The organism is Umezawaea beigongshangensis (assembly GCF_016464305.1).
Taxonomy (GTDB): domain Bacteria; phylum Actinomycetota; class Actinomycetes; order Mycobacteriales; family Pseudonocardiaceae; genus Umezawaea_A; species Umezawaea_A beigongshangensis.
This window is the reverse complement of record NZ_JAEIOJ010000002.1, coordinates 710543-736092: the sequence shown is the minus strand read 5'-3', so window position 1 is coordinate 736092 and position 25550 is coordinate 710543. Positions and strand designations below refer to the sequence as shown.

At 74.1% G+C, this 25550-nt stretch carries 24 protein-coding genes; 9 read left to right on the top strand and 15 right to left on the bottom strand.

Annotated features, from left to right (window positions below):
- The first annotated feature begins 457 nt into the window (after nt 1-457).
- On the top strand, nt 458-2368 hold the full coding sequence (locus IMZ35_RS07880; RefSeq protein WP_199440232.1) for a hypothetical protein: 1911 nt from the start codon (nt 458-460) through the stop codon (nt 2366-2368).
- Between the two features lie 65 nt (nt 2369-2433).
- Complete coding sequence (locus tag IMZ35_RS07875) at nt 2434-4041, top strand: ABC transporter substrate-binding protein (protein ID WP_199440231.1); 1608 nt, start codon at nt 2434-2436, stop codon at nt 4039-4041.
- 208 nt (nt 4042-4249) lie between these two features.
- Here IMZ35_RS07875 and IMZ35_RS07870 read toward each other — a convergent pair whose 3' ends face one another.
- Complete coding sequence (locus IMZ35_RS07870; protein ID WP_199440230.1) at nt 4250-4690, bottom strand: hypothetical protein; 441 nt, start codon at nt 4688-4690, stop codon at nt 4250-4252.
- Nucleotides 4691-5067: 377 nt separating this feature from the next.
- Between IMZ35_RS07870 and IMZ35_RS07865 the strand changes: the two genes are divergently transcribed.
- Together IMZ35_RS07865 and IMZ35_RS07860 are read left to right on the top strand one after the other, a co-directional pair.
- Nucleotides 5068-5268, top strand: a complete 201-nt coding sequence (locus tag IMZ35_RS07865; RefSeq protein WP_199440229.1) for a ferredoxin — start codon at nt 5068-5070, stop codon at nt 5266-5268.
- Entirely contained in the window at nt 5265-6485 is a 1221-nt protein-coding gene (locus IMZ35_RS07860) for an NAD(P)/FAD-dependent oxidoreductase (RefSeq protein ID WP_199440228.1), read from the top strand. Before IMZ35_RS07865 ends, IMZ35_RS07860 begins: the two co-directional genes overlap by 4 nt.
- A gap of 115 nt (nt 6486-6600) precedes the next feature.
- Here the strand turns inward: IMZ35_RS07860 and IMZ35_RS07855 are convergent, their stop codons facing one another.
- From IMZ35_RS07855 to IMZ35_RS07845, 3 genes are all read right to left on the bottom strand, one after another.
- A complete protein-coding gene (locus IMZ35_RS07855; RefSeq protein ID WP_199440227.1) occupies nt 6601-7635 on the bottom strand; it encodes an NADP-dependent oxidoreductase in 1035 nt (344 codons plus the stop codon).
- Between the two features lie 113 nt (nt 7636-7748).
- Complete coding sequence (locus tag IMZ35_RS07850; protein ID WP_199440226.1) at nt 7749-8663, bottom strand: AraC family transcriptional regulator; 915 nt, start codon at nt 8661-8663, stop codon at nt 7749-7751.
- Nucleotides 8664-8727: 64 nt separating this feature from the next.
- Nucleotides 8728-9456 carry a zf-HC2 domain-containing protein gene (locus IMZ35_RS07845; protein WP_199440225.1) on the bottom strand — a complete coding sequence of 243 codons (729 nt, stop codon included), beginning with the start codon at nt 9454-9456 and terminating at the stop codon, nt 8728-8730.
- A 63-nt stretch (nt 9457-9519) separates the two neighbouring features.
- On the opposite strand from IMZ35_RS07845, the gene sigC reads away from it, so the two are divergent.
- Nucleotides 9520-10074 carry an RNA polymerase sigma factor SigC gene (sigC, locus tag IMZ35_RS07840; protein ID WP_438816835.1) on the top strand — a complete coding sequence of 185 codons (555 nt, stop codon included), beginning with the start codon at nt 9520-9522 and terminating at the stop codon, nt 10072-10074.
- 55 nt (nt 10075-10129) lie between these two features.
- Here the strand turns inward: sigC and IMZ35_RS07835 are convergent, their stop codons facing one another.
- From IMZ35_RS07835 to IMZ35_RS07810, 6 genes are all read right to left on the bottom strand, one after another.
- Complete coding sequence (locus tag IMZ35_RS07835; protein WP_199440223.1) at nt 10130-10675, bottom strand: vitamin K epoxide reductase family protein; 546 nt, start codon at nt 10673-10675, stop codon at nt 10130-10132.
- The gene (locus IMZ35_RS07830) at nt 10672-11406 is read right to left on the bottom strand and encodes a DsbA family protein (RefSeq protein ID WP_199440222.1); all 735 of its coding nucleotides are present in this window, start codon (nt 11404-11406) and stop codon (nt 10672-10674) included. Before IMZ35_RS07830 ends, IMZ35_RS07835 begins: the two co-directional genes overlap by 4 nt.
- A gap of 226 nt (nt 11407-11632) precedes the next feature.
- Nucleotides 11633-12373: an SDR family oxidoreductase gene (locus IMZ35_RS07825; protein ID WP_199440221.1), complete on the bottom strand. Its 741-nt coding sequence runs from the start codon at nt 12371-12373 to the stop codon at nt 11633-11635.
- The gene (locus IMZ35_RS07820) at nt 12370-13278 is read right to left on the bottom strand and encodes an SDR family NAD(P)-dependent oxidoreductase (protein ID WP_199440220.1); all 909 of its coding nucleotides are present in this window, start codon (nt 13276-13278) and stop codon (nt 12370-12372) included. The genes IMZ35_RS07825 and IMZ35_RS07820 overlap by 4 nt, the downstream gene beginning before the upstream one ends.
- Before the next feature lie 120 nt (nt 13279-13398).
- On the bottom strand, nt 13399-14283 hold the full coding sequence (locus IMZ35_RS07815) for a helix-turn-helix domain-containing protein (RefSeq protein ID WP_199440219.1): 885 nt from the start codon (nt 14281-14283) through the stop codon (nt 13399-13401).
- Nucleotides 14284-14455: 172 nt separating this feature from the next.
- Nucleotides 14456-14923: a YybH family protein gene (locus tag IMZ35_RS07810; RefSeq protein ID WP_307867847.1), complete on the bottom strand. Its 468-nt coding sequence runs from the start codon at nt 14921-14923 to the stop codon at nt 14456-14458.
- Between the two features lie 309 nt (nt 14924-15232).
- Here IMZ35_RS07810 and IMZ35_RS07805 point away from each other — a divergent pair, with 309 nt between their 5' ends.
- Complete coding sequence (locus tag IMZ35_RS07805; RefSeq protein WP_199440218.1) at nt 15233-15718, top strand: hypothetical protein; 486 nt, start codon at nt 15233-15235, stop codon at nt 15716-15718.
- 67 nt (nt 15719-15785) lie between these two features.
- On the opposite strand, the gene IMZ35_RS07800 is transcribed toward IMZ35_RS07805, so the two are convergent.
- Nucleotides 15786-16154, bottom strand: a complete 369-nt coding sequence (locus tag IMZ35_RS07800; RefSeq protein WP_199440217.1) for a VOC family protein — start codon at nt 16152-16154, stop codon at nt 15786-15788.
- 59 nt (nt 16155-16213) lie between these two features.
- On the opposite strand from IMZ35_RS07800, the gene IMZ35_RS07795 reads away from it, so the two are divergent.
- Nucleotides 16214-16675 (top strand): MarR family winged helix-turn-helix transcriptional regulator, encoded by a 462-nt coding sequence (locus tag IMZ35_RS07795; RefSeq protein ID WP_199440216.1) that lies wholly within the window; start codon nt 16214-16216, stop codon nt 16673-16675.
- A 174-nt stretch (nt 16676-16849) separates the two neighbouring features.
- Here IMZ35_RS07795 and IMZ35_RS07790 read toward each other — a convergent pair whose 3' ends face one another.
- The 4 genes from IMZ35_RS07790 to IMZ35_RS07775 all read right to left on the bottom strand — a co-directional run bounded on the left by IMZ35_RS07790 (nt 16850) and on the right by IMZ35_RS07775 (nt 23035).
- Nucleotides 16850-19378, bottom strand: a complete 2529-nt coding sequence (locus IMZ35_RS07790; RefSeq protein ID WP_199440215.1) for an FtsX-like permease family protein — start codon at nt 19376-19378, stop codon at nt 16850-16852.
- A 3-nt stretch (nt 19379-19381) separates the two neighbouring features.
- Nucleotides 19382-19699, bottom strand: coding sequence for a P-loop NTPase family protein (locus tag IMZ35_RS07785; RefSeq protein ID WP_199440214.1), 318 nt, complete (start codon nt 19697-19699; stop codon nt 19382-19384).
- A 71-nt stretch (nt 19700-19770) separates the two neighbouring features.
- The gene (locus tag IMZ35_RS07780) at nt 19771-21201 is read right to left on the bottom strand and encodes a phosphatase PAP2 family protein (RefSeq protein ID WP_199440213.1); all 1431 of its coding nucleotides are present in this window, start codon (nt 21199-21201) and stop codon (nt 19771-19773) included.
- Between the two features lie 157 nt (nt 21202-21358).
- The gene (locus IMZ35_RS07775) at nt 21359-23035 is read right to left on the bottom strand and encodes a beta-1,3-glucanase family protein (RefSeq protein WP_199440212.1); all 1677 of its coding nucleotides are present in this window, start codon (nt 23033-23035) and stop codon (nt 21359-21361) included.
- A 677-nt stretch (nt 23036-23712) separates the two neighbouring features.
- Here IMZ35_RS07775 and IMZ35_RS07770 point away from each other — a divergent pair.
- Together IMZ35_RS07770 and IMZ35_RS07765 are read left to right on the top strand one after the other, a co-directional pair.
- Nucleotides 23713-24576 carry an MEDS domain-containing protein gene (locus IMZ35_RS07770; protein WP_199440211.1) on the top strand — a complete coding sequence of 288 codons (864 nt, stop codon included), beginning with the start codon at nt 23713-23715 and terminating at the stop codon, nt 24574-24576.
- Nucleotides 24573-25514: a sensor histidine kinase gene (locus IMZ35_RS07765; protein ID WP_199440210.1), complete on the top strand. Its 942-nt coding sequence runs from the start codon at nt 24573-24575 to the stop codon at nt 25512-25514. The genes IMZ35_RS07770 and IMZ35_RS07765 overlap by 4 nt, the downstream gene beginning before the upstream one ends.
- Nucleotides 25515-25550 lie beyond the last annotated feature (36 nt).

Sequence of the window (25550 nt, the reverse complement as noted above, 5' to 3'; positions counted from 1 at the left end):
CGGGCCGTTCTGCGTTGGTGGGAGAAGACGGAGAGCGAACGATCGTGGAGCGGTCGTCCGCACCGCACTCCGTGCAGTTCGAGCGGCGTGGTGGTGCTCGTCGCGGCCGCGCGACTCCCTCGGTGAACGAACGGCTCGTCACCCCGGTGTCCTGGCCGCCGCGCTCGCCCGAGCGGCGTTCCGCGATCGCGCTCGGCCGGGAGGCTCGCACACCGTTGTCGCGGATTCTTCGGACGCGCGTCGACACCGCCTTCGTGCGGTTTCTCGCCGACGTGTCATTGTGGCGATCCCCGTTTCGTCGTCGTTCTGACGTGGTCCGCACCCGCGGTGGCTGTCACGAGCACGGCGAACGGGTGATGTGTTCGCCCGTTGGCGTGTGTTCACGGCTGTTCTCGGTGAAGTCGAACTCCCTCGGCCGCATTTCCGTATATAAGTTTCTGATTCACGGCGAGGGGGGATGCGAGTGTTCGTCGGACGCAACGGCCTGGTCACCCTGGTCGACCGGTTGACCGAGGCATCCGGTGCCGGCAACCGGCCGGTTCTCGTGGTCGAGGGGTGTGGTGGCTCGGGTCGCACCACGCTGCTGCACCACGCCCAGAAGAAGTGGCAGCACCGCACGGCCACCGCTCTCGTGAGCCCCGGCAGGCTCAAGAGCGACGAGAACCGCGCCGTGCGTCCCGTCCTCGCCGCCACCATGCTCGGTCTGAGCGTCGCCGACGCCCCCGGTTACCGGCTCGTCTTCGAGCGCGTGCTGCTGGCCGAGATCGCCATCGGCGCCGAACTCGGTGGCATCGACCCCGGCGACTCCCTCGCCAAGCTGCGCGAGGCGATCAACCGGTACCGGGATCGGGATGCGTTGACCAAGCTCGTCCACGGCCTTCTCGAAGGCGGTGTCGGCCTCGTGGCGAACCTGGTGCCCGCCGGGCTCGCGGCGGTGCTGCCGACGCTGGTCGCGCGTGCCGCGGAGGTGGTCGTGGACCGGCTGCGCAGGTCCAGGCGCGGCACCAGGCTCACCTGGAGCGGCGAGGCGCTGGACTGGTTCGGCCACCAGGACCAGGGTCTGCCGCACAACGGGGAGCAGGTGCTGATCCAGCTCGGCGATCGGGCCCACAAGGAGGAGCCGGCGCTGCGCCGCGAGGTGGACGACCTGCTCGCCGGCGCCCTGCTGGCCGACCTGCGGCACAGCGTGACCGGCCTGACCGACCGGCCCTGGAACGTCCTGGTGCTGCTCGACGACGGCGACTCCCCGGCCGCGGCAGCGTTCACCACCGCACTGCTGCGCGCCCGGCGTGCGCTCGCCGACACCCACGGCGGCACCGGCCCCGACCCGCTGACCCTCGTCACGACCAGCGGCGGAGTGCTGGTCCGCGAGCTGGCGGGCGGATTGCCCGCGCCCGCGGTGGTCGCCGAGTCCGAGGCGGCGGCCACCGAGCCGGCCGGCACGTGGCTGCGCGTGCTGTCCGAAGACCTGCGGCTGACCGATGTGGAGAACCTGACCAAGAACCACTTCTGGCCCAACGACCTCGCCGGTGCGACGGTGGCCGGGGTCGTGCACGGGCTGACCCGTGGTCACCCGGAGTCCACCAGCTACGTGCTGCGCCGCCTGCACGACGAACCCGCGCTCGTGCACGACTTCGACCGGCTGCTGCGCAGCGACGGACCCACCCCCGGTGTGCCGGCGCACCGGCACCTGCTGCGCCCGTTCGTGCGAGGTCACCGGGGCAGGCCCGATTCGCTCCTCGACGCCCTGGTCACGTTGTCCGCAGCCCGCGACCGGCTGGAGGCGCAGGGGCTGGCGGACCTGCTGCCCGACCCGATCACCCTCGACTCGCCGCTGTTCACCCACCCGACGCTGTGGACCGGTCCCGGCCCGACGGACCGACTGCACCCGCTGGCCCGGTACCTGGGACTGCGAGCACTGGCCGACGACCCGGACCGCTGGACCGCGCTGTTCGGCCGCCTGCGCGCCAGCGCCCACGACAAGACCGCCGAGCTGCGGCACGCCCGGCTGCTCGGCGACCGCGACGCCGTGGCCGCGCAGCTGGTCGAACTGCTGCGCGTGTTGCCCACCGACCAGTGGCTGGCCCGGTTCGACGTGATCACCGAGGACCCCGACCCGCGGGAGCGCGACGTCGACGTGGTGCGGGGCGTGGGCCGGCCGAAGACGCCGGTGGGGCACGCCTACCGGCTCCTCGGCGTCGTTCCGGCGGCCTGCTACGACCCCTGCTGGACCGAGGAGGACGCGCTGAGCACCTTCCACGACACCGCCAGACAGGCCTACGCGCAGCTGTCCGAGGTGGCGCTCGACTCGGGCCCTCTGCTGGAACGCGCGCGCCGCCGCCACGGCACCGGGGTGATCGCGTGGTGACCGCCGGCGAACCGAGGCGCTCCGGAACGCGCGCGCCGCTGCCACGGCGCCGGGGCGATCGCGTGGTGACCACCGGCGAACCGAAGCGGTACCACTGGGGCTTCATCCCCAGGAGGGGACGCTGGCCCAAGCGCTGGACCGACTGGATCCGGCTCTGTCTGGTCGTGCTGCTGGTGGCCACGACCGCGCTGGTGGCGCGGTACGCGGGGACCGTCGCCGACCACGTCCGGTGCAAGGACGGCTGGCCGGGGCCCGAGGTGTGGCAGTCCGGTGACGAGTGCGTCGGCCTCACCCAGGGCCCCTACGCGTTCGAGCTGCCCGCCTTCGAGCAGGTGATGCGGGTGATCGACCAGCAGAACCGGTCGGCGGCCGAGCAGTGCGACGCCGAGGGCGTCGCGGTGACCGTCGGCGTGCTGCTGACCATGACCGACCAGTACGCCGGTGCTCGTGCCGTGCACGAACTGGAGGGCGTGGCCGCGGGTCAGAGGCGTGCCAACGGCACCGGCTGCCTGCACCCGGTGCGGTTGCTGGTCGGCAACATCGGTGCCTACGGCACCTCGGACGCGCCGGTCGAGGTCGCCCGGAAGTTGGCCGAGCGGCCCGAGGTGGTGGCGGTGGCCGGCATCGGGCTGAGCGACGAGCAGTCCGCCCGGACGGCCGACCTGTTCGCCGGGGCGAAGCTGCCGATGGTGTCGGACCTGATCACCGCCGGTGGGTTCGACCAGAGCGGGTCGCGCGAGGACCAGCCGGACTTCCGCTCGTGCGAGCGGGACTACTCGGCCGGCATCGGTCGTGACCACTACTACCGGGTGGCGTTCCGCAACGCCGTGCAGATCAGCAGGCTCGGCGCGGCAGCGCCCCAGCGGCCGGCGTTCATCATGGTGCCGACCGGCGGTTCCGATCCCTACACGTGCACCGCACTGCCGATGATGCAGCGCGAGTTCGGCGGCGACATCACCGAGGTGAAGTTCGACCCCGGCGAGTCGAGCACCGTTCCGCAGACCGCACGGCGGGTGTGCGGGGTGGCGGGCGAGGTCACGGTGGCCTACATCGCCCGCGGTCTCGACCTGGCCCGCTTCCTGTTCAGCCTGGACGAGGCGTACGCCAGCGGGCAGTGCGCGGCGTCCTCGGTCACGGTGCTGAGCACGTCCGACGGCCAGCGGCTGCGCGCCAGGGAGTTGAACCCGGTGCTGGAGGACCTGCGGGTGAAGGCACTCGGCTCGGCCAGCTACCGCGACGGCCGGGTACGGCTGCTGTCGACCCTGGTCGGCGGCGCGGACAAGGCGGGACCGCACAACCCCGGCTTCACCGAGTTCGAGCAGGTCTTCACCGACTCGGGTTTCGACCCCTCCCACATCGACGCGGGCTGGGCGGTCAACGCCTACGACGCGATGACCACCGTCGCGGCGGCCCTGCGCACCCTGCCCACCGGGCAGGCGGTGCACCGCAGCGAGGTCAACACCGCGATCAGCGGATTCTCCGCGCCCGACCAGGCGGTGCTCGGCGCTGGAGGCCCGATCACCTTCGACAACAGCGGAAACCGGACCGGTGACGGCCCGCCCGTCGTCCACGTGTGCCCCCTGGCACCGGATTCGGATTCGGATTCGGATTCGGAGCCGGGGCGGGTGCGCAGCGTCGAGGTCCGGCAGGGGGAGCCGCTGCCCCGGTGCTGAGCGGGTGTGCTCGCCGCAGTGCCGCAGTGCCGGGCCTGTTCGGGCGGGTCAGGCTCCTCGTGATCGGGCGCCGGGTGTCACCGGCCGGTGCTCGCGCAGCTGGCGCGTCGACGCGGCGAGCACCGCGCGCTCGGCCCACCGCGACCGCGGTCCGGGACTGCTCCGGCGCGGCGCGGCGACCTCGTGCCGCAGCGCCAGCGCGGCGCGCTCAGCGGCGGCCGGTGGCCAGGACGACGAGGAACTGGCCGCCGCCCGCCTCGACGCCGGCGGTCACCGGCAGCCCCGGCACCAGTCGGGAGAACCGGTCCACCAGCCAGTCCGCCGCCTCTGCGGCGTCCTGTCTGGTCGGACAACGGGCCACCATCTCGCGGCCCCCCTTCCGCTCCAGCCTCCCGGCAACGGTGATCAGCGGGGCGGGTTCGACCACGTGCAGGCGGTCCGGCCAGGGGATGACGACCTTCACCGCGCCCTTGCGGGTGTTGCACCCGCGGTGCGCGAGCCGCTCGGCGACCTTGGCCTTCCGGTCGGCGGTCCTGCTGTCGACGCTGGGTCCCCGCGGGTCGTTCACCGACATGTCGGGATCGACCGGTTCGTCGCACACCCAGCACCGCCAGCCGTCGCGTTCGGCCACGTCGTCGAGGAGACTCACCCGAGCAAACTAGCCTGTCGGCCGCCGCTCCCGCGCACCAGCGGCCGGACGGGCTCGCGGCTCGTCCCGCTGATCGCCGGACGGGAGATCGCGCCGAACGCCGGACCGCGCCGACCAGGATCGGTAGCATGATCGAGATTCTGCTGGCCGATCGGGCGAAGCGGGGGGCCTGCTCGCCGAGCCGTCGCCGATGCGCACGGCGGACGCAGGTGTCGCGCGGTAGCACGGGGGTGTGCCACCGGGGTGCGGCCGACCGGGACCAGATCGCGTCGTCGACGCCGCCGGGCCGGGAGCTGCCCGCGCCCGAGCTCGACGCCGTCGCGGCTGTGACGGCGAGCGGATCGCGACGAGGAAGAACATCCGGAGGAGTGGGGACGATGAAGATCACGGTGGACGAGGACAGGTGCTGCGCCGGGGGGTCGTGCGTGCTGACGGCGCCGGACGTGTTCGACCAGCGCGACGAGGACGGGGTCGTGCTGCTGCTGGACCCCGAACCGGCCGGGCACCTGCACGACGCGGTGCGCGAAGCGGCGGAGGTGTGCCCGTCAGCGGCGATCACGCTGAGCGAGGCCGGGTGAGCACTCCGTCGGACGTCCTCGTCGTCGGCGCGTCCGCCGCGGGGCTGTCGACCGCGGAAGCACTGCGGCGCAAGGGCTTCAGCGGCGGCATCACGCTGCTGGGCGACGAACCCCACCTGCCCTACGACCGGCCGCCGCTGTCCAAGCAGGTCCTGTCCGGGGCGTGGGAACCCGACCGGGCCAGGCTGCGCACGCCGGAGGCGCTCGACGCGCTGGACGTCCGGTTCGTCCTCGGTGACCCGGCGTCCTCGCTGGACCCGGCGACGCGCAGCGTCGGCACCGCGTCGGGTGCCGTCCTGCGGGCCGACGCCGTGGTCCTCGCCACGGGTGCCCGTCCCAGGACGGTGGCGGGCCAGGCCGGTCTGGGCGGCGTGCACGTGCTGCGCACCCTGGGGGACGCCTCGGCGCTGCGGGCGGACCTGCTCGGCGGTGGCCGGGTGGTGGTGGTCGGCGACGGCGTGCTGGGCGCGGAGGTCGCCGCCACCGCCCGCGGCGCGGAACTGGACGTCACGCTGGCCGGGCCGCAGCGTGCGCCGCTGGCGGCGCAGCTGGGACCGCTGGTGTCCGGTGTGCTCGGCGAGCTGCACGCCCAGCGCGGGGTGAACCTGCGGCTCGGCACCGCCGTGCGCGGCCTGACGGCGCGGGACGGACGCGTCAGCGGAGTGCGTCTGGACTCCGGCGAGGTGCTGCCCGCCGACGTGGTCGTGGTCGCGCTGGGCGCGATCCCGAACACCGACTGGCTGATCGGCAGCGGCCTGCGGCTGGACGACGGCGTGGTGTGCGACGCCCGTTGCCGGGCCGCCGACGGGATCTACGCGGTGGGAGACGTGGCGCGCTGGTACCACGAGGGGCTGGGCGCCCTGGTGCGCCTGGAGAACCGGACCAACGCCACCGAACAGGCCGCGGCGGTGGCCGGCGACGTCGTGGGAGGGGAGCGGTCCTACGTGCCCGTGCCCTACTTCTGGACCGACCAGTTCGACGCCAAGCTCCAGGTCCACGGCGTGCTCGCCCCCGGTGCGGAGGTGTCGGTCGTGGAGGGGGACGTCGCCGCGCGCCGGTTCGCGGCGCTGTACGAGCGCGACGGCGAGGTGGTCGGTGTGCTGGGCTGGAACATGCCCAAGCAGGCCAGGCAACTGCGGCAGAAGCACCTCGTCGAGCTGCGGGACCTCACCGGATCGCACGTGACGGCCACGGAGGTCGAGAAGGCCGACTTCTGACGGTGCCGCAGCTGCGGGCGCCGGTGCGGGCGTCGCCGAGGAGGAACGGGCAGCTCCGACCGCGGTGGTGCGGGTCGGAGCTGCCCGGTTCCGGTGCCGGCCTCGGGCGACCGGCTCACGCACCGTCGGGCGCGACCCTGACCACGACCTTGCCCCTGCCGTCGCCGCGGAAGATCCGCTCCAGCGCCGCGGGCGCGTGCTCCAGGCCGTCCACGACGACCCGCGAGTGCCGCACGCGGCCGTCGGCGAGCCGAGCCGCCAGTTCGGCGGTGATCTCCTCGAAGCGGTCGGCGTGGTCGGTGACCAGGAAACCGCGTGCCGTGGCGCGCTGTTCGAGCATCTCCACCAGGTTGCGCAGACCGTGCCGCTGACCGGGGTCGGCGCTGTAGTCGGCGATCATCCCGCACAGCGCCAGCCGCGCACCGGTGTTGATCCGGGTCAGCACGTGGTCGAGGATCTCGCCGCCCGCGTTCTCCACGTCCGCGTCGACACCGTCCGGCGTGGCCTCGTCGAACCGCTCGCGCCAGTCGGGGTCGCGGCGGTCGACGCAGGCGTCGAAGCCCAGCTCCTCGACGACGTAGCGGCACTTCTCCGCACCACCCGCCACACCGACCACCCGCGCGCCGCGCTCCTTCGCGAGCTGACCGGCGATGGAGCCCACCGCGCCGGCGGCCGCGGACACCACCAGCGTGTCACCGGGCTTCGGGTCGGCGATCTCCACGGCGATCCACGCGGTGACGCCGGTCAGCCCGAGCACGCCGAGCAGGTCCTCCGGCGGGGCGGGCAGCGGGTCCGGCAGCACGGTGAACGGCGACTCCAGCGTCGCGTCGTCGGCGATCCGGTAGTCCTGCCAGCCGGTCCAGCCCAGCACGTGCGCGCCGACCGGCAGGTCGTCGCGCCGCGACCGGACGACCCGGCCGACGCCGAGGCCGCGCATCACCTCGCCGATCTCCACCGGCGGCAGGTCGCTGCGGATGTCGCTCATGAACACCCGGCTCGCCGGGTCCACCGACAGCACCAGGGTCCGCACCAGCGCCTGCCCGTCCGCCAGCGGCGCGACCTCCTCCTCCACCAGGTCCAGCGGGGCCTCCTCGGCCAGGCCCGCGGGCCGCTTCCGCAGCCGGAACGCCCGGTTGGACAGCACGGTCATCGGTGTTCTCCCTCGTCAGCACCCCGTCGATCGGGGCTCTGACGACGAGTTTCGACGTTCCGGGGGTGGTGGCGCCGGGTACGCGCGCGCCGTCGGGGGGTACCGATCGGACGTCAGGAGGCCGTGTCGCGGTGGCGGAGGCGGTACTCGTGCGGGGACACCCCGTGCGCGGCGCGGAACCGCCGGTGCAGGTGGCTGGTGTCGAAGAAGCCCCAGCGCCTGGCCAGCGCCTCCACGGTGGCGTCGCCGGTCAGCAGGTCCTCGCGCACGCGGGCGATCCGCTTGGCGCGCAGCACACCGGTGAAGGTCCCGCCCTGCTCGGCGAACAACCGGCCCAGGGTGCGCACCGAGATGCCGTGCGCCGCCGCCACCTCCCGCGCCGACAGATCACCACGACCGAGCCGCGTGTCGAGGTAGTGCTCCACGGCCGCCCACCGGGCGGGGTGCAGGGCCTGCGGGTCCAGCGGCGTCGCGGGCCTCAGCGCACCCCACACGAGCTCCAGCATCGCGTTGCGGGCCGCCACGGCGACCGGACCGGTCGAGGTGACCGGCGTCGCGTCGAGCGCGTCGAGGTACCCGGTCAGCAGGTGCACGGCGGGCACCCGCCCGGCCACCGGGTCACCGGCCGTCAGCGGGCAGCCCACCTCGTGCAGGACCCGGCGCGGCACGACGAGGCTGCGCGTGCTCACCTGCCCGACCGAGGTGAACCGAGCCGGGCGGTCGCTCTCCCACACCACGGCGTCACCGGCCCGCAGCGACCACTCCGCGCCGTCCTGACCGAACACCTCGTGACCGGAGCGCACGATGCGCACCACGAGGAAGTCGCCGTGCGTCGCGGCGATCTGCCGCGCGCCCCGCGCACCGCCGAACGGACCGGACGTCCGGTCGACCACCACGACGTCGTCCAGCCTGCGCCGCCGGACCTCCGCGCGGAACGCGCTCGCGTCCTGCCGGGGCGCGATCCGCAGCGCCCAGGGCAACCAGGGGTCCGACAGGACCCCGTCCCACTCGTCAGCGTCCTCCTGCACGATCACAGCCTAGGCGGACGCGGCACGTGCTGCTCCGGCCTCGTGGACCAGCACGCGCCGCACCTCAGGCCGCTCTCCGGTGCGCGGTGGGCCTGAGGTGACGCCCCCTGCCGCGCGGGTGGGACGACCGGCGGGCGGGGGTGTCGTGGTCGGGCGCGTCGTCGAGGTCGTCGTGGCCGGACGTGGCGGGCGTGCCGGGCGCGGGCCGCTCGCGGTGGGCGCGGGCGACCAGGAGCAGGAGCGCCAGCCCCGCGACCAGCGGCAGGTGGGAGGCGACGCGCGCGGTGGTGGCGGTGCCGTCGAGCAGGTCGTGCACGGAGAACGCCAGCAGCACGGCGACGAACCCGCCGAGCGTCGGCAGCAACCCGGCGGCGCGGCGGCCGTCGACGGCCGCGACCAGCAGGCCGACGCCCAGCGCGAGGTTCCACGCCGCGCCCTCGTTGAACAGGTGGCCGCTGATGCCCCCGCCCACGTGCCCGGCGTGGGACGTGGCACCGGTGAACAGCTGGGACAGGGCGAGCCACAGCTGGACGAGCGCGACCGCGGTCAGGCCCAGGCGCGACCGGAGCGCGGTGTGCTGCGGCGGGGCGGCGGCCAGCACGGCGTCGGCGAGGTCCGGTGCGGCTTCCGCAGGCCGGACCCGGATCGCCCTGGTCAGCGCCTGCGCGCGGAGCTGCCAGGCCGAGCAGGAGGCGCACTGCGCGAGGTGCGCGTCCGTCTCGGCGGCGGGCACGGGTCCGGTCTCGCCGTCCAGGCGGGCCGAGAGCGCTTCACGGCAGGTGTCGCAGTCCACGGTCCAATGGTCGGGCCGTTCGGCTCACCGGTTCCCGGCGGGGGGTGGTTACGATCCGCAATCGTGACCCCATCACACGACGAGGTGACCAGCTGGGCCCTCCAGGCGCGCTCCGGCGACCGGGACGCGCTGGAGCGGTTCGTGCGCGCGACCCAACGCGACGTGTGGCGCTTCGTCGCCCACCTGGCCGACGTCGGGGCGGCCGACGACCTCGCCCAGGAGACCTACGTCCGCGCGCTGGGCAGTCTGCGCCGCTTCGCCGGGCGCTCCTCGGCGCGCACCTGGCTGCTGGTGATCGCCCGCCGGGTGGTGATCGACCAGATCCGCATGGCGCAGGCGCGGCCCAGGCTGTCGCCCGGCGCGGACTGGGCGCGGGAGCTCGACCGCACGAGCCGGCACAGCCGCTTCGAGGACGTCGTCGAGCTGAACCTGCTGCTCGACGGCCTGGACCCCGACCGGCGCGAGGCGCTCGTGCTCACCCAGGTCCTCGGGCTGCCCTACGCCGAGGCCGCCGAGGTCGTCGGGTGCCCGGTGGGCACGATCCGGTCGCGGGTCGCCCGCGCCCGCGAGGACCTGATCAGGGCGGCCGGTTCCGACGAGGCCACCGAGGCGGGCTGACCCCGGTGGAACGGGCGGGAACCGCCCGTTCCACCGTCCACACGGGACACCACCGTCACAGCAGGGTCCGCCAGTGGTCCCAGAACTCCACCAGGACCATCACCGCGATGACCGCGTACCACAGCGCGAGGACGGCGCTGTGCACGCGGCGCAGCGGTGCGAGCGCGGGCCACGTGTCCAGCGTGGTGTACCAGAAGATCGGGATCGTGACGACCCACACCACGAGGCAGTACGGGCACAGCGCGTGGACGTCGTAGAGGCTCGCCGCGATCAGCCGGTGCACGAACAGGACGCCGAAGAGGGTTCCGGCGTCGAGCCCGACCCGGTACCAGCGCGGCGGTTCGAAGCCTGCCAGCACGGCGACGCCCGTGGTGACCACGACCGCGAACGCGGCGATCCCGATGAGCGGGTTGGGGAAGCCGAACGCCGCGGCCTGCGGGCTGTCCATGACCGATCCGCAGGACAGGACCGGGTCGATCGAGCAGCTGGGGACGTGAGCCGGGTCGCGGAGCACGGCGATCTTCTCCAGGGTCAGCGCCACGGCGGCGGCCAGGCCGAGGCCGCCGCCGACGACGTGCAGCTGAGCGAGTCGGCGGTTCATCCGGCCAGCGCCTCGTCGATCGCGGCGCGCAGCTCGCGGTCGGCGTCGGCGATCGTGCCACCGCTCGGCCGGAACTCCTCGCCGTTCAGGAAGAACGTCGGCGTGCTGGTCACGCCCGCCGCGGTGCCGTCGGCGACGTCGCGCTCGATGGTGGCCCGCACCTCCTCGGAGGCCGCGTCCGCGCGGAACCTCTCCAGGTCCAGACCCGCTGCGACCGCGAACTCCTCGAACGTCGCGGTCGCGCGGCCGACGTCGGAGCTGGTGCTCCGGCCGTCCACCGCCCACTGGTCGAAGCCCTCGTAGAGCGCGTGGTACATCTCGGCGTACGCGCCCTGCTTCGCGGCGGCCTCGGCGGCGCGTGCGGCCGGAACGGCCAGCGGGTGCGCCTCCAGCGGGAAGTTGCGGGTCACGAACGTGATGCGTCCCCGGTAGTCCTGCTCCAGCCGCTCGGTGACCCCCGTGTAGTAGGACGCGCACGCCGGGCACTGGAAGTCCAGGAACTCCACCAGCGTCACCCGGCCGTCCTCCGCGGTGGACAGGGTGTGCGCTCCCGCGGGGAACAGCGCCTCGGTGGAGGCTGTGCCCTCGTCGCCCGACCGGCCGACCAGCAGCGCCCCGCCGATCACCACGACGGCGACGAGGGCGACGAGGGCGGTGAGGACGGTGTTGAGGGAGGGGCCGCTCCGGGCGGCCACGACGGTGCGGTTGTTCGTGCGGCTCGTGCGTGGCATCGGACACGTCTCTTCTGATCGGGAACGGTCTGTCGTCCAGTTGGTCGGACGACGATCGACGTAGTTCCGGAGACCGCGTCACCTGCTGTCGGCGGGTTCGTCCTCGATCGGTCGGAGCCGTCGGCGCACACCCCGCTGGCCGTCGCCGCTCGCTCCCGCTCGGCGCGCGCGTGATCTACCGGTGGTGCCCGCCGCGACCTGTCGCGGCGGGCACCACCGGAGGTGATCAGCCGATGCCGCCGTTGGCGAACAGGACCTGCCCGTTCACCCAGCGGGCCGGGCCGGCGAGGAGCGCCACGACCTCGGCGACGTCCTCGGGGCGGCCGAGGCGCTCCAGCGGAGCGGCCTTCGACAGCCGCTGCACCTCCTCCTCGTCCTTGCCGTCGAGGAACAGCGGTGTCGCGGTGGGGCCGGGAGCCACGGCGTTGACGGTGATGTCGCGGCCGCGCAGCTCGCGGGCCAGGATCAGCGTCAGGCCCTCGACAGCCGCCTTCGACGCCGCGTACGGCCCGTAGGTCGGCATCTGGAGCCGGGTCACCGACGTGGAGAAGTTCACCAGGGCGCCGCCCTCGCGCAGCCGCCGGGCGGCGAGCTGCGAGACGACGAAGGCGCCCCTGACGTTGACCCGGTGCATCCGGTCGAGCGCGTCGAGGTCGAACTCCGCGATCGGCGCGAGCACCATGATCCCCGCGGTGTTCACCACGACGTCGACACCGCCGAAGACGCTCTCGGCCTCGTCGAACAGCAGGCCCATCGCCGTCTCGTCGGCCACGTCGCCGCCCACGGCCACGGCCTTCGCACCGTGCTCGGCGGCGGCGCGGACGGCCTCCTCCGCGCGGTCCCGGTTGCCGGAGTAGTGCACCACCAGGGAGAAGCCGTCGGCGGCGAGCCGCTCGACGACCGCTCGGCCGATGCCGCCGGACCCGCCCGTGACGATCGCGACCCTGCCGGTCGCCGGGGCGCTCACGCGTCCGCTCCCGTCGTGGTGGCGGGACGCAGCAGCTCCGGCATCCCGATGCGCTCGTAGAACTCCTGCCGGACCGCCTCGCCCACCTCGTAGACGCGCTCGGCGCCGTCGTCGGCCGGATCGACGTACACCCGGAACGGCCGTTCCCCCTTCGGCAGACCGACGACGCGGACGATCTCCCGCGCCACCTCCTGCGGATCGGCGTCGGCGGGGGACAGACCGGCCAGCCGCTCCAGCACCGTGTCGATCGTGTCGCCGAAGCGCGCCGAGTACTCGGCGGCCACGTCCTCGCGCTCGGGCGACCCGGCGTTGGTGAAGTGGTTGGTGCCGCTGGTGAAGGAGCCGGGCACGACGATCACCGAGTCGACGCCGAACCGTCCCGCCTCGACGGCGTAGCTCACGGCGAGTGCGTCCTCGGCCGCCTTGGCGGCGAAGTAGGGCGCGAGGTACGGCGGGGTGCCGCCGCGCGCGCTGGACGACCCGACCCACACCAGCAGGCCGTCGCCCCGCTGGCGCATGTGCGGCAGCACGGCCTGGTTGAGCCGCTGCGTGGTGAGGACGTTCGAGTCGTACACGGCGGCGAGCTGCTCGACGGTGAACGCCTCGGCCGGGCCGAGCACCATGTGACCCGCGTTGTGCACGACGACGTCGATCTGGCCGCTCTCGGCCACGATCTCGGCGACCGCACGGTCCACCGAGGTCTGGTCGGCGACGTCCAGCTCGATCGGCCGCAGGTCCACGCCGTTGCTGCTCGCGTGCTCGCGCGCCTCGGCGAAGGCGGGGGCGTTGCGGTCCCGCGTGGCGCGCATCCCCGCGTAGACGCGGTGTCCCGCGTCGGCCAGGGCGCGCACCGTCATGGCTCCGAAGCCGCTGGAGGCTCCGGAGACGACGACTGTGCTGCTCATCCGTTCTCCCGTGTGATCTGCGGGCAGGTACGGCACGAGCTTCCGCTTCTCCGGCGTGGCGGTGTGTGGTCCCGTTGCGGTGCCCTGTGGCCTGGTCGCCGTTCCCGGCCCGCACGCTCGTCAGACGTTCACACCTCTGAAGGTGGACGGGGTCACGCCGTGCACACGGCGGAACACGCTCGTGAAGTGCGCCGGGTTGGGGTATCCGCAGCGGGCCGCGACCGCCTGCACGGTCAGGGTGTCGTCGCGCAGCAGTTCCTGGGCGCGCTGCATCCGCAGCGACGTGAGGTAGCGCATGGGCGTCGTGCGGGTCGAGGCGGAGAACTGGCGCAGGAAGTGGTGGTGGCTCAGGTGCGCCGCCGCGGCCAGTTCGGCGAGGGTGATCGGCTCGGCGATCCGCTCGTGCATGAGGTCCACGACCGTTCCCAGCGCCCGCGCCCCCAGCCCGCCGCGGACGGCCCCGCGGTCGCGGTTCTCGTCGAGCAGGAGGTAGCTGGCGACGGACTGGGCCAGTGCCTCGGCGTGCAGGGCGGGCAGACCGAGGCGCGTGGCCCGGCCGAGTTCGAGCACCGCCTCGCGCACGAACGGGTCCGCGCGCCGCAGGTAGTCGGGGTCCGGGCGGCGGGCGTGCCGGGGCAGCGCGTCGCGGGTCTCCGCGAGCACGGACGCGGCGATGGTCAGGTGCACCGAGCGGAAGGGGGACCGGCTGTCCGAACGCCACCGCGCCCGCACCTCGCGCTGCGCGGCGTTGACCGCCGAGGTGCCGGGCGAGACGAGGGCGTGCCGGCGGCGCGGACCGGGACCGCTCTCCACGACGTAGCTGCCCGCCGTGATGAGCACGACGGTGAGCGAGTCCACCGGGGGCAGCACGAACTCGGCGATCGGCGGGTCGACCACCTCGCGCACGCGCGCGCCGCTCCAGCCGAGTCCGGCGCTGTCGACCACCACGCGCGACGGAAGCCCGGTGGCCACCGGGACGGGCTCGGCGACGGGCGGCTGGGACATCGGAGCACGTCCTTCGGGCTGCTGAGGGGTGGTCGCCACCAGGCTAGGCCGTCGTTCGGCGAACAACCTCCCGCTCTGCCCGTCGCAGCGCGACCACCTGCCCCGGCGGACCTCCGCGGCGGCTCCCGGCCGGCCGCGCGAGATCGGCCCGCCGGGCCGGTCCGGCGCGACGTCAGGCGTGCTCCCGCGTCGGCAGCACGCCGTCGAGCTCCCCGGCGGGCAGGAGCCGGGTCGAGTTGTGCTCCCGGACGATCCGCCAGCCGACCGGAGTTCGGCGCCAGACCAGGGAGCTGGTGGTGCGCACGTCCGAGGTGCCGTCGGGGGTGGTGATCCGCGCGACGAACGTCAGGGTGGACGCGGCCAGGTCGTGGTCGGCGACGACGTGCGGTCCGTCGTCGACGGCGTGGCGCGCGGAGAGCATCCGGCGGAACGGGGGCTCCCAGATCGAGCCGTACCCGGCGGCGGTCGTCGCCACCCGCTGCTCGGGGTCGAAGTCGTCGTAGAGGCGGACGTCCGGGGAGCTGACGTCGTAGAACTCGCCGAGGGAGCGCTGGAAGTCGAACGGCGCGTCCCCCTCGGCGCGCTCCCAGCCGAACACCCAGCGGTCGTGCAGGTCTGCGATCACTCGTTCGTCGTCCACGCTTCGAGGCTAGGGACGCGGGGGAGGCGCGGGGAGGGTCCAGCACACCCACCCCGCGCCGTCCGGCCGCCGGGGTGCGGCCCACCCGGAGCAGGGCGTCCCGGTCGGCCTGCGGGAGGTGCGGCCGGCCACCGGGACCGTCACCGCAGACGACGTGGCCGACCCCGTCGCGTGCTCGGTGGCGGTGGCCCCCGGTCGTCGAGAGGATGGAGCGGACGACGGTCGTCCTCGCCCGCTCGCGGCCCGGAGGAACCTCGCGGGGCGTTCGCCGGCGTCGACCGCGCCCGGCCACGACGTGAGGAGCGGACGATGAGCGGACAGCACCCCGGGGTGCGGCGCACGTGGCGTACGCGGTTGCTGGTGGAGTTCTCGCACTTCGTGCTGTTCGACTTCTCCGGGAGCTCCTCGCTCGCCGACCTGCACACCGCCACCGACTCGCACCGGATCGGCCGGAGCGGTCCCGGAGGGGTCCTGCTGCACGCCACCGACTTCGATCTCGAAGCCGACGTCGTGGTGGAACTGCACGACACCGATCCCGGCACCGACGACCACTCCTGGACCGGTGAGTTCCACACCGACTCCGGCACCCTCCTGCTGGCCTCGGCGACCGGGGCACCCGGAGACATCCCCGTCGACCTCCCCGCGCCGGGCGACTACCGGCTGCGCGCCCGCCGCCTGCCCGAGCTGATCGACACCAGCTTCGGCGACGAAGCGCGCTGCGAGCAGTGGGTCCTGTGCGTCTGGCCCGCGCCGAGGACACCCCGGTCTCCCGCGGGGGTGCGCGACCCTGGATGACGAGCGGCGACCGCCCGCTCGTGACCGCCCAGGGGGCACGAGCAGGCCCGGCGGGAGCCGGTGGCGCTCAGCGCCGGTCGTGGATCGTCACGGCGTACCCGTCGAGGTCGGTGAAGGTGAACGTGCGCCCGAACGGGCCGTCGAAGGGCGGTGTCGCGATCGGCACGCCGGCGGCGTCCAGCCGGTCGTGCAGGGCCTGCGCGTCGGTGGCGTGCAGCCACAGCGCCACGCCCGGTCCGGGGCGCTCGACCGCGTCCAGGTCGACGCCGGGCAGCGGGTCGCGCAGGGCGAACGGGACGGGCGTGGTGGTGAACACGACGGCGCCGGGCGGGCCGGCGGGGGCGCGGTCCAGGCCGAGCAGGTCCTCGTAGAAGGCGGCGGCGCGGTCCAGGTCGCGCACCTGGAGGGCGATGAAGTCGGGTCCGGTGACGGTCACGGTGTTCTCCTCAGTCGTGTCAGGTTCCTGACATGCACACCATATGTCAGACTCCTGACATGAGTCGACGCGACACGGTCGGACCGGTGGAGAGCGCGGTCGGCTACGTCCTCAAGCAGGCCGCGGTGTCCCTGCGGCACGCCCTGGACGTGGCGCTGCGCCCGCTGGACCTGACCGTCACGCAGTACGCGTGCCTGGAGCTGCTGGGGCAGCGGCCGGGCCTGTCGAACGCCGAGCTGGCCCGCGGGGTCTTCGTCACCCGGCAGTCCATGAACACCGTGCTCCGCGGCCTCGAAGAACGCGGTCTCGTGATCCGGCCCGCGACCGCCCCGGTCGGTCGCGAGCTGCCGGCCGAGCTGACCGGTGACGGCCGCGAGAAGCTCCGGACGGCCAGCACCGCGGTGCGCGAGGTCGAGAAGAGGATGTGCAGGGGCCTGGCGCCCGCCGAGCAGCAGACACTGCTGGACACCCTCGCGGCCTGCGTCCGGAACCTCGCCCCCGCCGCCGACGGGACCCCGTGACCACCGCGCTCCCGGCGCACCCGCTGGTGCGGAGTGCGCCGGGAGCGCGGGGACGGCGTCGGCCGCCTCGGGACCGCCACGCCGAGCGGGGACGCGGTGGTGCGCGGTCCGCTCGGCGTGGCGGCGTTCCGTCCGGCGGAGTGTCCGCGACGACGGGGCCGACCCGGCGGCGACCTACCCGAGGACGCCGACGCCCCGCACCGGAGGGGTGCGCAGGACCCGGTTGATCGGCAGCACCGTGGCGACGAGCGCCAGGACGACGGTGCCGCCGACGACGGCGGCCCAGCCGAGCGCCGGGACGTGCGGGACGCGCTGCCCGGAGACGGCGTTGACGATCGAGGAGAGCGTCACCGCCGCGATCAGCACACCGATCGAGAGCGCCACGCCCAGCAGAGCGGCCTGCTCGGCGTGGACCATCCGCTTCACCTGGCCGCGGGTCACGCCGACCAGGCGCAGCAGCGCCAGCTCCCGCGTGCGCACCAGGGCGGCCATCACGAGGGTGTTGGCGGCGGCGAGCGCCGCGTAGCCGACCAGCACGGCGATCAGCAGCTTGTTCAACCAGGCGCTGATCGCCAGGTCCCCGGCCGGTTCACCGGTGAGCTGGCCGGTGCCGATCGCGGTGCTCGCCGGGTACGCGCTCGCGAGGTCCGCCAGCGCCGCGCCGACCTCGGCTCCGGGCGCGGTGCGGATCAGGACGCGGTCGTCGAGACCGGTCGCGGTGTGGCCGGTGAGCGTCTCGGTGTGCAGGGTGACGTCGCCGAACCCCCGGCCCCGCTCGTAGACCGCGACGACCCGCAGGGTGACCGGCGTGCCGTCGCCGAGCCACAGCGAGGCGTCGTCGCCGACCTCCCAGTCCGCCGCCTCCGCCTGCGACGAGGACACGGCGACGGTGTCGCCGCGCAGGTCGGCGAGGCTGCCCGCGCGCACCCGCAGGTCCATCGTCTCCTCGACGCCGCGCGGATCGACGCCCTGCGCGACCACCGCCTGACCCGAGAACTCGTTCGGGGTGATGACCGACGTGCGGCGCACCCCCGTCGCGGCGACGACGCCGGGGATCCGGCGGGCCTCCTCGGTGGCCGAGGCGGGCAGGCCGACGCCGCTGACCAGCGCGTGCTGGGCGAGCGTGCCGTCCCGGCTCTGGAGCACGGTCTGGCGCTGGAGGTTGTCCTGGAGGAACCACACCGACCCGCCGAACCCGACGGAGAGCACCAGCGCGGTCAGCACGGCGACCGTGCCGCGCGCGGTCACCCGCAGGTTCGCGGCGGCGAGGTACCCGCTGGTCCCCCAGACGGCCCGCAGGACCGGCGCGAGCAGCCGCGCGGCGGCCTGGTTGATCCACGGCGCGAGCAGCGCGACGGCCAGCACGAACGTGTAGAGCATGCTCGTCGCGGCTCCCAGCGCGGTCGTGCCGTCGGTGGCGCTGGTGACACCGATCAGGGACACGCCGCCGGCGAGCAGGACGAAGCCGGACACGAGGCGGGCCGTGCTGCCGGGCCCCGGTTCGACGGCGGTCTCGCCGAGCGCCTCGGTGGGCCGGATGCGGGTGGTGCGCAGCGCGGCGATCCAGGCGGAGACCAGCGCGACGGCGGCCACCGCGACGGTCACCGCCAGCCCGGACAGGACGCCGCCGTTCACCTCGAAGGTGTCGGGGACGAACCCGCGGGTCACGAGCTGGTCCCGCGTCCAGGCGGTGGCGACCAGTCCGGCCGGGACGCCCGCCGCCGCGGCGAGCGGGGTCAGCAGGCCCACCTCGCCGAGGACCATCAGCCGCACCTGGCCGGGGGTCGCGGCGATGGCCCGCAGCAGGGCGAGGTCGCGGCGGCGGTGCCGCACCGACAGGCCGACCGTCCCGGCGACCACGAAGACGACGATCACCGCGGCGCAACCGCCGAACGCGGCGCCCGCCTGCACGCTGAAGTCCCGCGCGGCGGCGGCGTCGGGCTGCTCGGCCAGTCCCCGCTCGGCTCCCGCGTACGTCCTGGCCCCCGCACCCGCCGCGACCCGCTCCACCGCGGCGATCACGGCGGCCTCGTCGGCGCCCGGCTCGGCGAGGACGCCGATCGCGTCGACGCGACCGGGGTGCGGGTCGAGCCGGGTGGCTTCGGCGTCGGTGAAGAACAGCGCCGCTCGCGATCCGCTCGCCCCGTCCGCCTCGACGAGCCCGCTCACCCGGTACTCGCGCGCGGTTCCCCCGGTGACGATCACCGCCGTGCCGCCGGGGCTCAGGTTCCCGCTCGCGGCGAGCCGCGTGTCGACGGCGATCTCGTCGTCGGACCGCGGCGGCGTGCCGGTGACCGTCCGGTACGGGGCGAGCGCGGCGCTCTCCCAGCCGTGACCGGTGGTCGGCAGCCGGGGGGCCGCGGCGGGCGCGACCACGACGGAGCGGTCGCCCACGGCGCTCGCCACACCGGGCACCGCGGCGACCTCGCCGATCAGCGAGTCGGGCAGGCTGCCGCGCTCGGGCAGCGCCAGCGTCACCGTCTCGCTCTCGCCGAACACCTCCGGCCCGCTCACCGTCGTGTCGCGGTCGGCCACGACGGCGACGGCTCCGGCGTACCGCTGCGCCAGACCCTGGTAGCGCAGGCCCGACTCGACGAGGAGCGCGCACGTCATCAGGATCGTGACACCGGCGACGAGGGCGAGGAAGGTCGCCACGAAGGTGCCCGCGCGGAAGCGCAGCGTTCGAGCGGCCAGTTCGAGCACGGCTCAGCCCTTCCCGCTCGCGACGGGCTGCCGGTGACACAGCTCCGACGGCCGGTGCCGCAGCCGGCCGCCCAGACCGACCCGGTTCACGACCTCGGTCGTCCGCTCCCGGTCCGAGCGCTGGCCGGACGGCGGCGACGGCCGCACGGTGTTCTGCTGCACGGTCGGCGCGCCCACCGGGTCGACCGCCTGGAGCACGAAGCCGATCCGGCTGCGGCGCGGTGCAGCGGGGTGCTCCTGCCGGAGCCGGACGGACCCGTCACCGCCGCACGTCCTGCTGACGCGGTCGACGCTGACGTCGTCGGCCGAGGTCACTGCCATGTCGGTGCCTTCCAGGAGTCTCTTCCGGACTCCTGCGACAGTAGGAGGGACACCGGCCGCGAGCGATCACGTCAGCTGCCCGGTCGTGGTGGTGCAGGCACCACCGCCCGATCAGCCGGAACGGGGCCCAGCGTCGTCGCGGCCACGACGGCGGTCCAGGACAGGGCGAGCAGCACGCTGCCGAGGACGTCGGTGGGGTGGTGGACGCCCGAGTAGAACCGCTGCGCGGCCACCAGCAGCGGGACCGCCAGCACGACCGTCACCACCGGCCAGCGCCACCACCCGCGCGCGTACCGCAGGACCAGGACGGTCACCGAGACCGCGAGCACCAGCGACGCGGCGACGTGCCCGGAGGGGAAGCTGGAGGTCGGCGGCAGGTCGTCGGGGAGCTTCGCGGCCGGCCGGGCGCGGTCCACGACGGACGTGGTGATCAGGAACAGGGTGATCTCCCCGAGCAGGCCGAGCACGATCAGCAGGACGGGCCGCCAGGAGCGCGTCGCGGCCAGCGCCAGCACGCAGGCGACGACCGCGGCCACGATCACCGGTCCCGTTCCGCTGTGGTCCTCCACCCGCTCCATCACCGCGGTCCGCGAGGGCGTCCGCCACCCGGCGGCCCACTCCACGACGGCGCGGTCCCAGCTCGTCGGGACGTCCGGCCCGGCGGCGGTGATCAGCGAACCCAGGCAGAACAGCACGCCCAGCAGCAGGCACCAGGCCACCAGCAGCTGAGCCGCCGTGCGCCACGTGCCGTGCAGGACGTGCAGCCGGCGACCGGCCAGCGGCCGCAGGTCGTCCGCGGCCTCGGGGACCAGACCGTGCAACACCGGCACCTCCGCCATCCCCCGGTCCCGGCGCCAGCGGCGGAACACCTCGGTGGTCAGGGCCAGCCACAGCAGGCCCAGCAGCCAGCCGCCGAGCACGTCCGTCGCGTGGTGCACGCCGAGCGCCACCCTGGTGCAGCCCACGGCCACCACGACCGCGATCACCAGCGGGGTCAGCACGACCCGCGCCCGCGGCACCGAGCCGAACACCAGCAGCAGCACGCCCCAGGTCACCGTGGAACCCAGCGTGTGACCGCTCGGGAAGCTCCACCCCGCCGCGGTGACCACCTGCACGTCGACCAGCGGGCGCACCCGCTCGACCAGCTCCTTCACCACCAGGCCGAGCAGCCCGCCACCGGCCGCGGTGACGACCACGTGCACCGCCGGCCACGGTCGCCGCCGCAGGAGCAGCCACGCCGCCGCCAGCGCCACCACGCCGGTGAGGGTCGCGGTGTCGCCGAGCCGGGTCACTCCTCTCAGGACCGCTGCCAGGACCGGTGAACTTCCCACCAGACCGTTGGACGCGACCGAGATCGCCCGGTCGGCCTCGCGCACGGGCGCCCAGTCCGACCACACCACGAGCAGCACCACCGCGAACGCGACCCCGGCGGCGCTCGCGGCCACCAGGGACACCGCGCTGCGCAGCGCGAACCTCTCGGCGGTCGCCACCGTCTGCCGCATCTCACCGCTCGTCGTCACCCGTGTGATGTGCCCACCGGGACGGCGGGGTAATCCTGTCGCGACCGGGGGAGTGGCCCGCACCGGGCCTCGACCGTCCACACAGGACGAAAAGAGGGGCGCCGGTCCCGCGGACCGACGCCCCTCCTTCCCGCACCCGCTACACGAGGTGCCACTTCTGGTTGGCCGTGCCACCGCACTCCCAGATCTGGAGCACGGCGCCGCTGGCCGCGTTCCAGTCGGCGATGTCCACGCACTTGTCCGCCTGCGGGTTCACCAGGTCGCCCGTCTCGCTCAGCACCCACTGCTGCGCGGCGTTGCCGCTGCACGTGGCGACCTGGACGGGCGCGCCGTTGTCGGTCGAACCCCACGCGACGTCCGCGCACATGTTCTCGCCGACGCGCAGCGCGCCGTCGGCGAACTCCCAGCGCTGACCGGCGGCACCGGTGCAGTCCGCCACGGCCAGTCGCCGGCCGTCGGTGATGTCGTCGCCCGGCACGGTCAGGCACCTGCCCTGCCAGTCGCTGACGACCGAGCCGCCCGCCGGCTGCTGCGGGGCGGCCGACGTGGGCGCCGGCTGCTGGCCGCTGCTGGTCGGCACCGCGCTGGTCGGCGCCGCGGTGGTCGGCGGCTGCGGGCTGCCGCCACCACCGGTGAACGGCGTCAGCGTGATGCCCGCGGAGCGCGGATCACCGTCGTGCACCAGGGACTCCTGCGCCTGGACGTCGTCGAAGGCGAAGCCGTAGGCCCGGCCGTCGACCATGTTCTCGTGCACCAGCCGCGAGTAGTGGTTGGTCAGCGCGCCCCGGTAGAAGTCGGCCGCGCCACCGCCGGGCTGGGTGTCGATCGTGCCCAGCGTCGAGCGGTGCAGCGCCGCGCACAGCGTGCGCGCGATCGGACCGACGACCTGGTCGTTCGGCGCACCCAGCGCCCCGTCGCAGCCCCACACGTTCGACGTGCTGGGCTTGGCGAACGACGCCACCTGCTTGCCGGAGGCGTCGGTGAAGTTCATCGTGTCGCCCGAGGTGCGGCCGAAGTACTTGACGTTCGGCTGGTCGGTGAACGGCACCACGGTCAGCGTCTTGCTCGTGTAGGCGTTCCACGCGCTGGCGATGTAGGGGTCCAGGTAGTCCGCGCTGAACAGACCGCCGTCGGCCGCCTTGCCCGGTGCCAGGACCCGCAGGACGGTGCCGTCGGAGCGGGTGACGACGGTCCTGTCCCAACCGGCCTGGGCCTTGACGCCGCTGATGACCTTCTCGCGACCGCCGGGCACCAGTTCACCGGTCGTCTTCGTCGCGCCGCTGGAACCGGTCACGCTGACCGCGTGCGGCACGGCGAACTGGTCCACCTGCGAGCTGTTGAGCCACAGGCCCGCGTCGTTGTAGGTGAACTCGCTCCAGTCGAACAGGATGTCGTGGTTCGCGTCGCCCGGCGACCACGGCGCGGGCTGCACCAGGCCGTCGGGCGTGAGGAAGAACTTCAGCTTCTCCCCGAAGGACATGTAGACCCGGCCCGAGATGTGCCGGGGGACCTTCACGGTGATGCTGCTGCCGTCGGCGGGGCCCGCGATGGACACGTCCGGCGCGGGGACCGGCGGGTTCGCGCCGGGGGACCACGCGGTGAAGGTGCCGGACTGGTCGACGTACCCGAGCTTTCCGCCGCGGATGTCGGTTCCCAGGACGTAGAGGTGGACCGAGTCCGAGCGTCCGCTGTCGTTGCTCACGGTGATCGGAAGCAGGTCGGGTCCGGAGGCCAGCACGGGCGTGATCACGGACGCGGCCGCGGCCACCGCGGATGCCGCGACCAGCGCGCTCACCCACTTCGTTCTGGTGCGCATGGGACGAACTCCTCTTTTTGCAGGGCAGATCAGTCTCCGCTCACCGGCGACTTCAGGGGGACCGCCGGGGCGTGGGAAGGGCGACAAAAGGGCGCCACATCCCGTGAGAGCGCGTCCGTAGCGTCGTGCGCGAACTGCTCGTTGTCAAGGCGCGCGACGATTTCCGCGTCCGGATCGGACTTCTCGGCGCGGACGCGCGCGGCGATCGCCGGCGGCTCCGGCGGGTGCGGGCCGAAAATTCCCGCAGAAGTCGTTATCGGGGTGGAACCCGTTGGCGTGCAACGGGTTGCACCCGTCCGGCTGGGACGCGGGGGTGGGCCGGAAGGTCGATCTCTGTCAGATCTCGTCCGCATCACGACACGACTTTGCATTCACAAAAGCGGTCCGCACCTCTCGTCTTCACACGTGCAACGAAATCGTGGAGCGCGGGCGCCCGGCGCGTTGTGACGCACTTCTCGACGTCGTTCCCGCCGGGAACCACCGCGGTGGTTCCCGGTCGTGCCACCACCCTCCGGCGCGGGCGCGGCACCGTTCGGGACGCCGGGCTGGTGCGGCCCACTATGGTGGGATCACGGCGCGGGGTCGTGAACCGCGGGGACGTCGCAGGCGGGTCGGAGGGCTCGGGTTGTGGGAGGCGCGAGACGGTGGTGACCGCAGCGATCGGCGGGGAGCGTCCGGTGCGCGACATCGTGCCGGGCGACCACCTCTGCCTGACGTTCGCCGACGACGCGGAGCAGCGCCCGGTCGTCACGGAGTACCTGTCGGCCGGACTGTCGCGCGGGGAGCGGGTGCTGTGCTTCGTGGACCGGACCACGCCGGGGATCGTGCTCGACTGGCTGGCGTCCACCGGCGTCGACACCGGGGCGGCCCTGCTCGGCGGGCGGTTGCGGCTGGTCCCCGCCGCGGACTCCTACCTGGCCTCCGGCCGGTTCGACGCCGCTGCGATGGTCGGCACCGTGCGCCGGGAGGTCGACGCGAGCCTCGCGGAGGGGTTCTCGGGTCTGCGGATCTGCGGCGAGATGAGCTGGGCGGTGCGCGAGAGCGTGGGCACCGCGGAGCTGGCGCGGTACGAGCGCGAGGTCGACGCCGTGTTCGCCGGACGGCCGGTGTCGGCGGTCTGCCAGTACGACGCGCGCCTGTTCGGCCCGGATCAGCTGGAGGTGCTCGACGGCTGTCACCGGGGGTCGGTGGAACCGCCACCGCTGCGCGGCCACGACTCGCTGCGGCTCGTCCCGGCCGGTCGGGCCGGGCGACGCCGTCTGCGCGTGATCGGCACGGTGGACGACCGCACCCACGACCACTTCGTCGCCGCGCTGGACGCGGTGCTGCACCGGCCGGGTGACGTCGTGCTCGACCTGAGCGCCCTGGACTTCATCGACGTCGCCGGACTGCGGGCCCTCGCGAACGCCGCCGCGCGTCTGGGCGGACACCGCCGGATGCGGCTCGCGCACCCGGCGCCGGTGCTGTGCGAAGTGGTGCGGCTGCTGGGCTGGGACCGGACCCCCGGACTGGTCCTGCTCCCGGAGGGGGACGTCGCGTGACCGGTGCGGCCGACGCCCGCGGGCTGATCCACCAGGGTCTGCTGTACGGCGCCGACGAGCAGTTCCTCGCGGCGACCGTGCCGTTCTGCCGCGACGGCCTGGAGCGGGGCGACGCGGTTCTGGCCGTCACCACGGCCACCAACGCCGACCTGCTGCGCGACGGCCTCGGAGCCGACGCCGGGCACGTCCGGTTCGTCGACGCCGACACCTGGTACGACACCCCCGGCCGCACGCTCGCCGCCTACCACCGCTACGTGGACGAGCGCGCCGACGGCGACGGGCGGGTCCGCGTGATCGGCGAGCCGGTGTGGCACGGCCGCGACGACCTGGCGGTCGCCGAGTGGACGCGGTACGAGTCCGTCATCAACCTGGCCTTCGCCGACTCCCCGGCCTGGATCGTCTGCCCGTACGACACCAGGGTGGTGCCGGAGCGGATCGTGGACGACGCGCGCCGCACCCACCCCGACCTGGTGGTCGGTTCCCTGGCCGAGACCAGCCCGGCGTACCTGGCCCCCGCTCTGCTCACCACCGGCGCACGACGCGCGCCCGCGGTCGCCGGGGAGGGCGGCGCGGTCCTGCGCTTCGGCTCCGACCTGGCGGCGGTGCGCCGCTTCGTCGCCGACACCGCCGACTCGCTGGGCCTGTCGCCCACGAGGACGGAGCACGCGGTCGTCGCGGTCAACGAGGTGGCCACCAACGTCCTCGACCACGGCGGCGGCAGCGGGTGGATCGCGCTGCGGCGCACCGGCGGCAGGATCGTCTGCGACGTCGCCGACGACGGCCCGGCCCCGCTCGCCGACTGGTTCGCGGGGTACCTGCCGCCTGCTCCGGGGCAGCGCCTCGGCGTCGGCCTGTGGGTCGTGCGCCAGCTCTGCGACCTCGTCGAGATCCAGCCCCGCGACACGGGCACCACGGTCAGCCTGCACTTCGACGTGTGATCGACCGGCCCGGCCGGTGAGCCGGGCCGCCTCGGC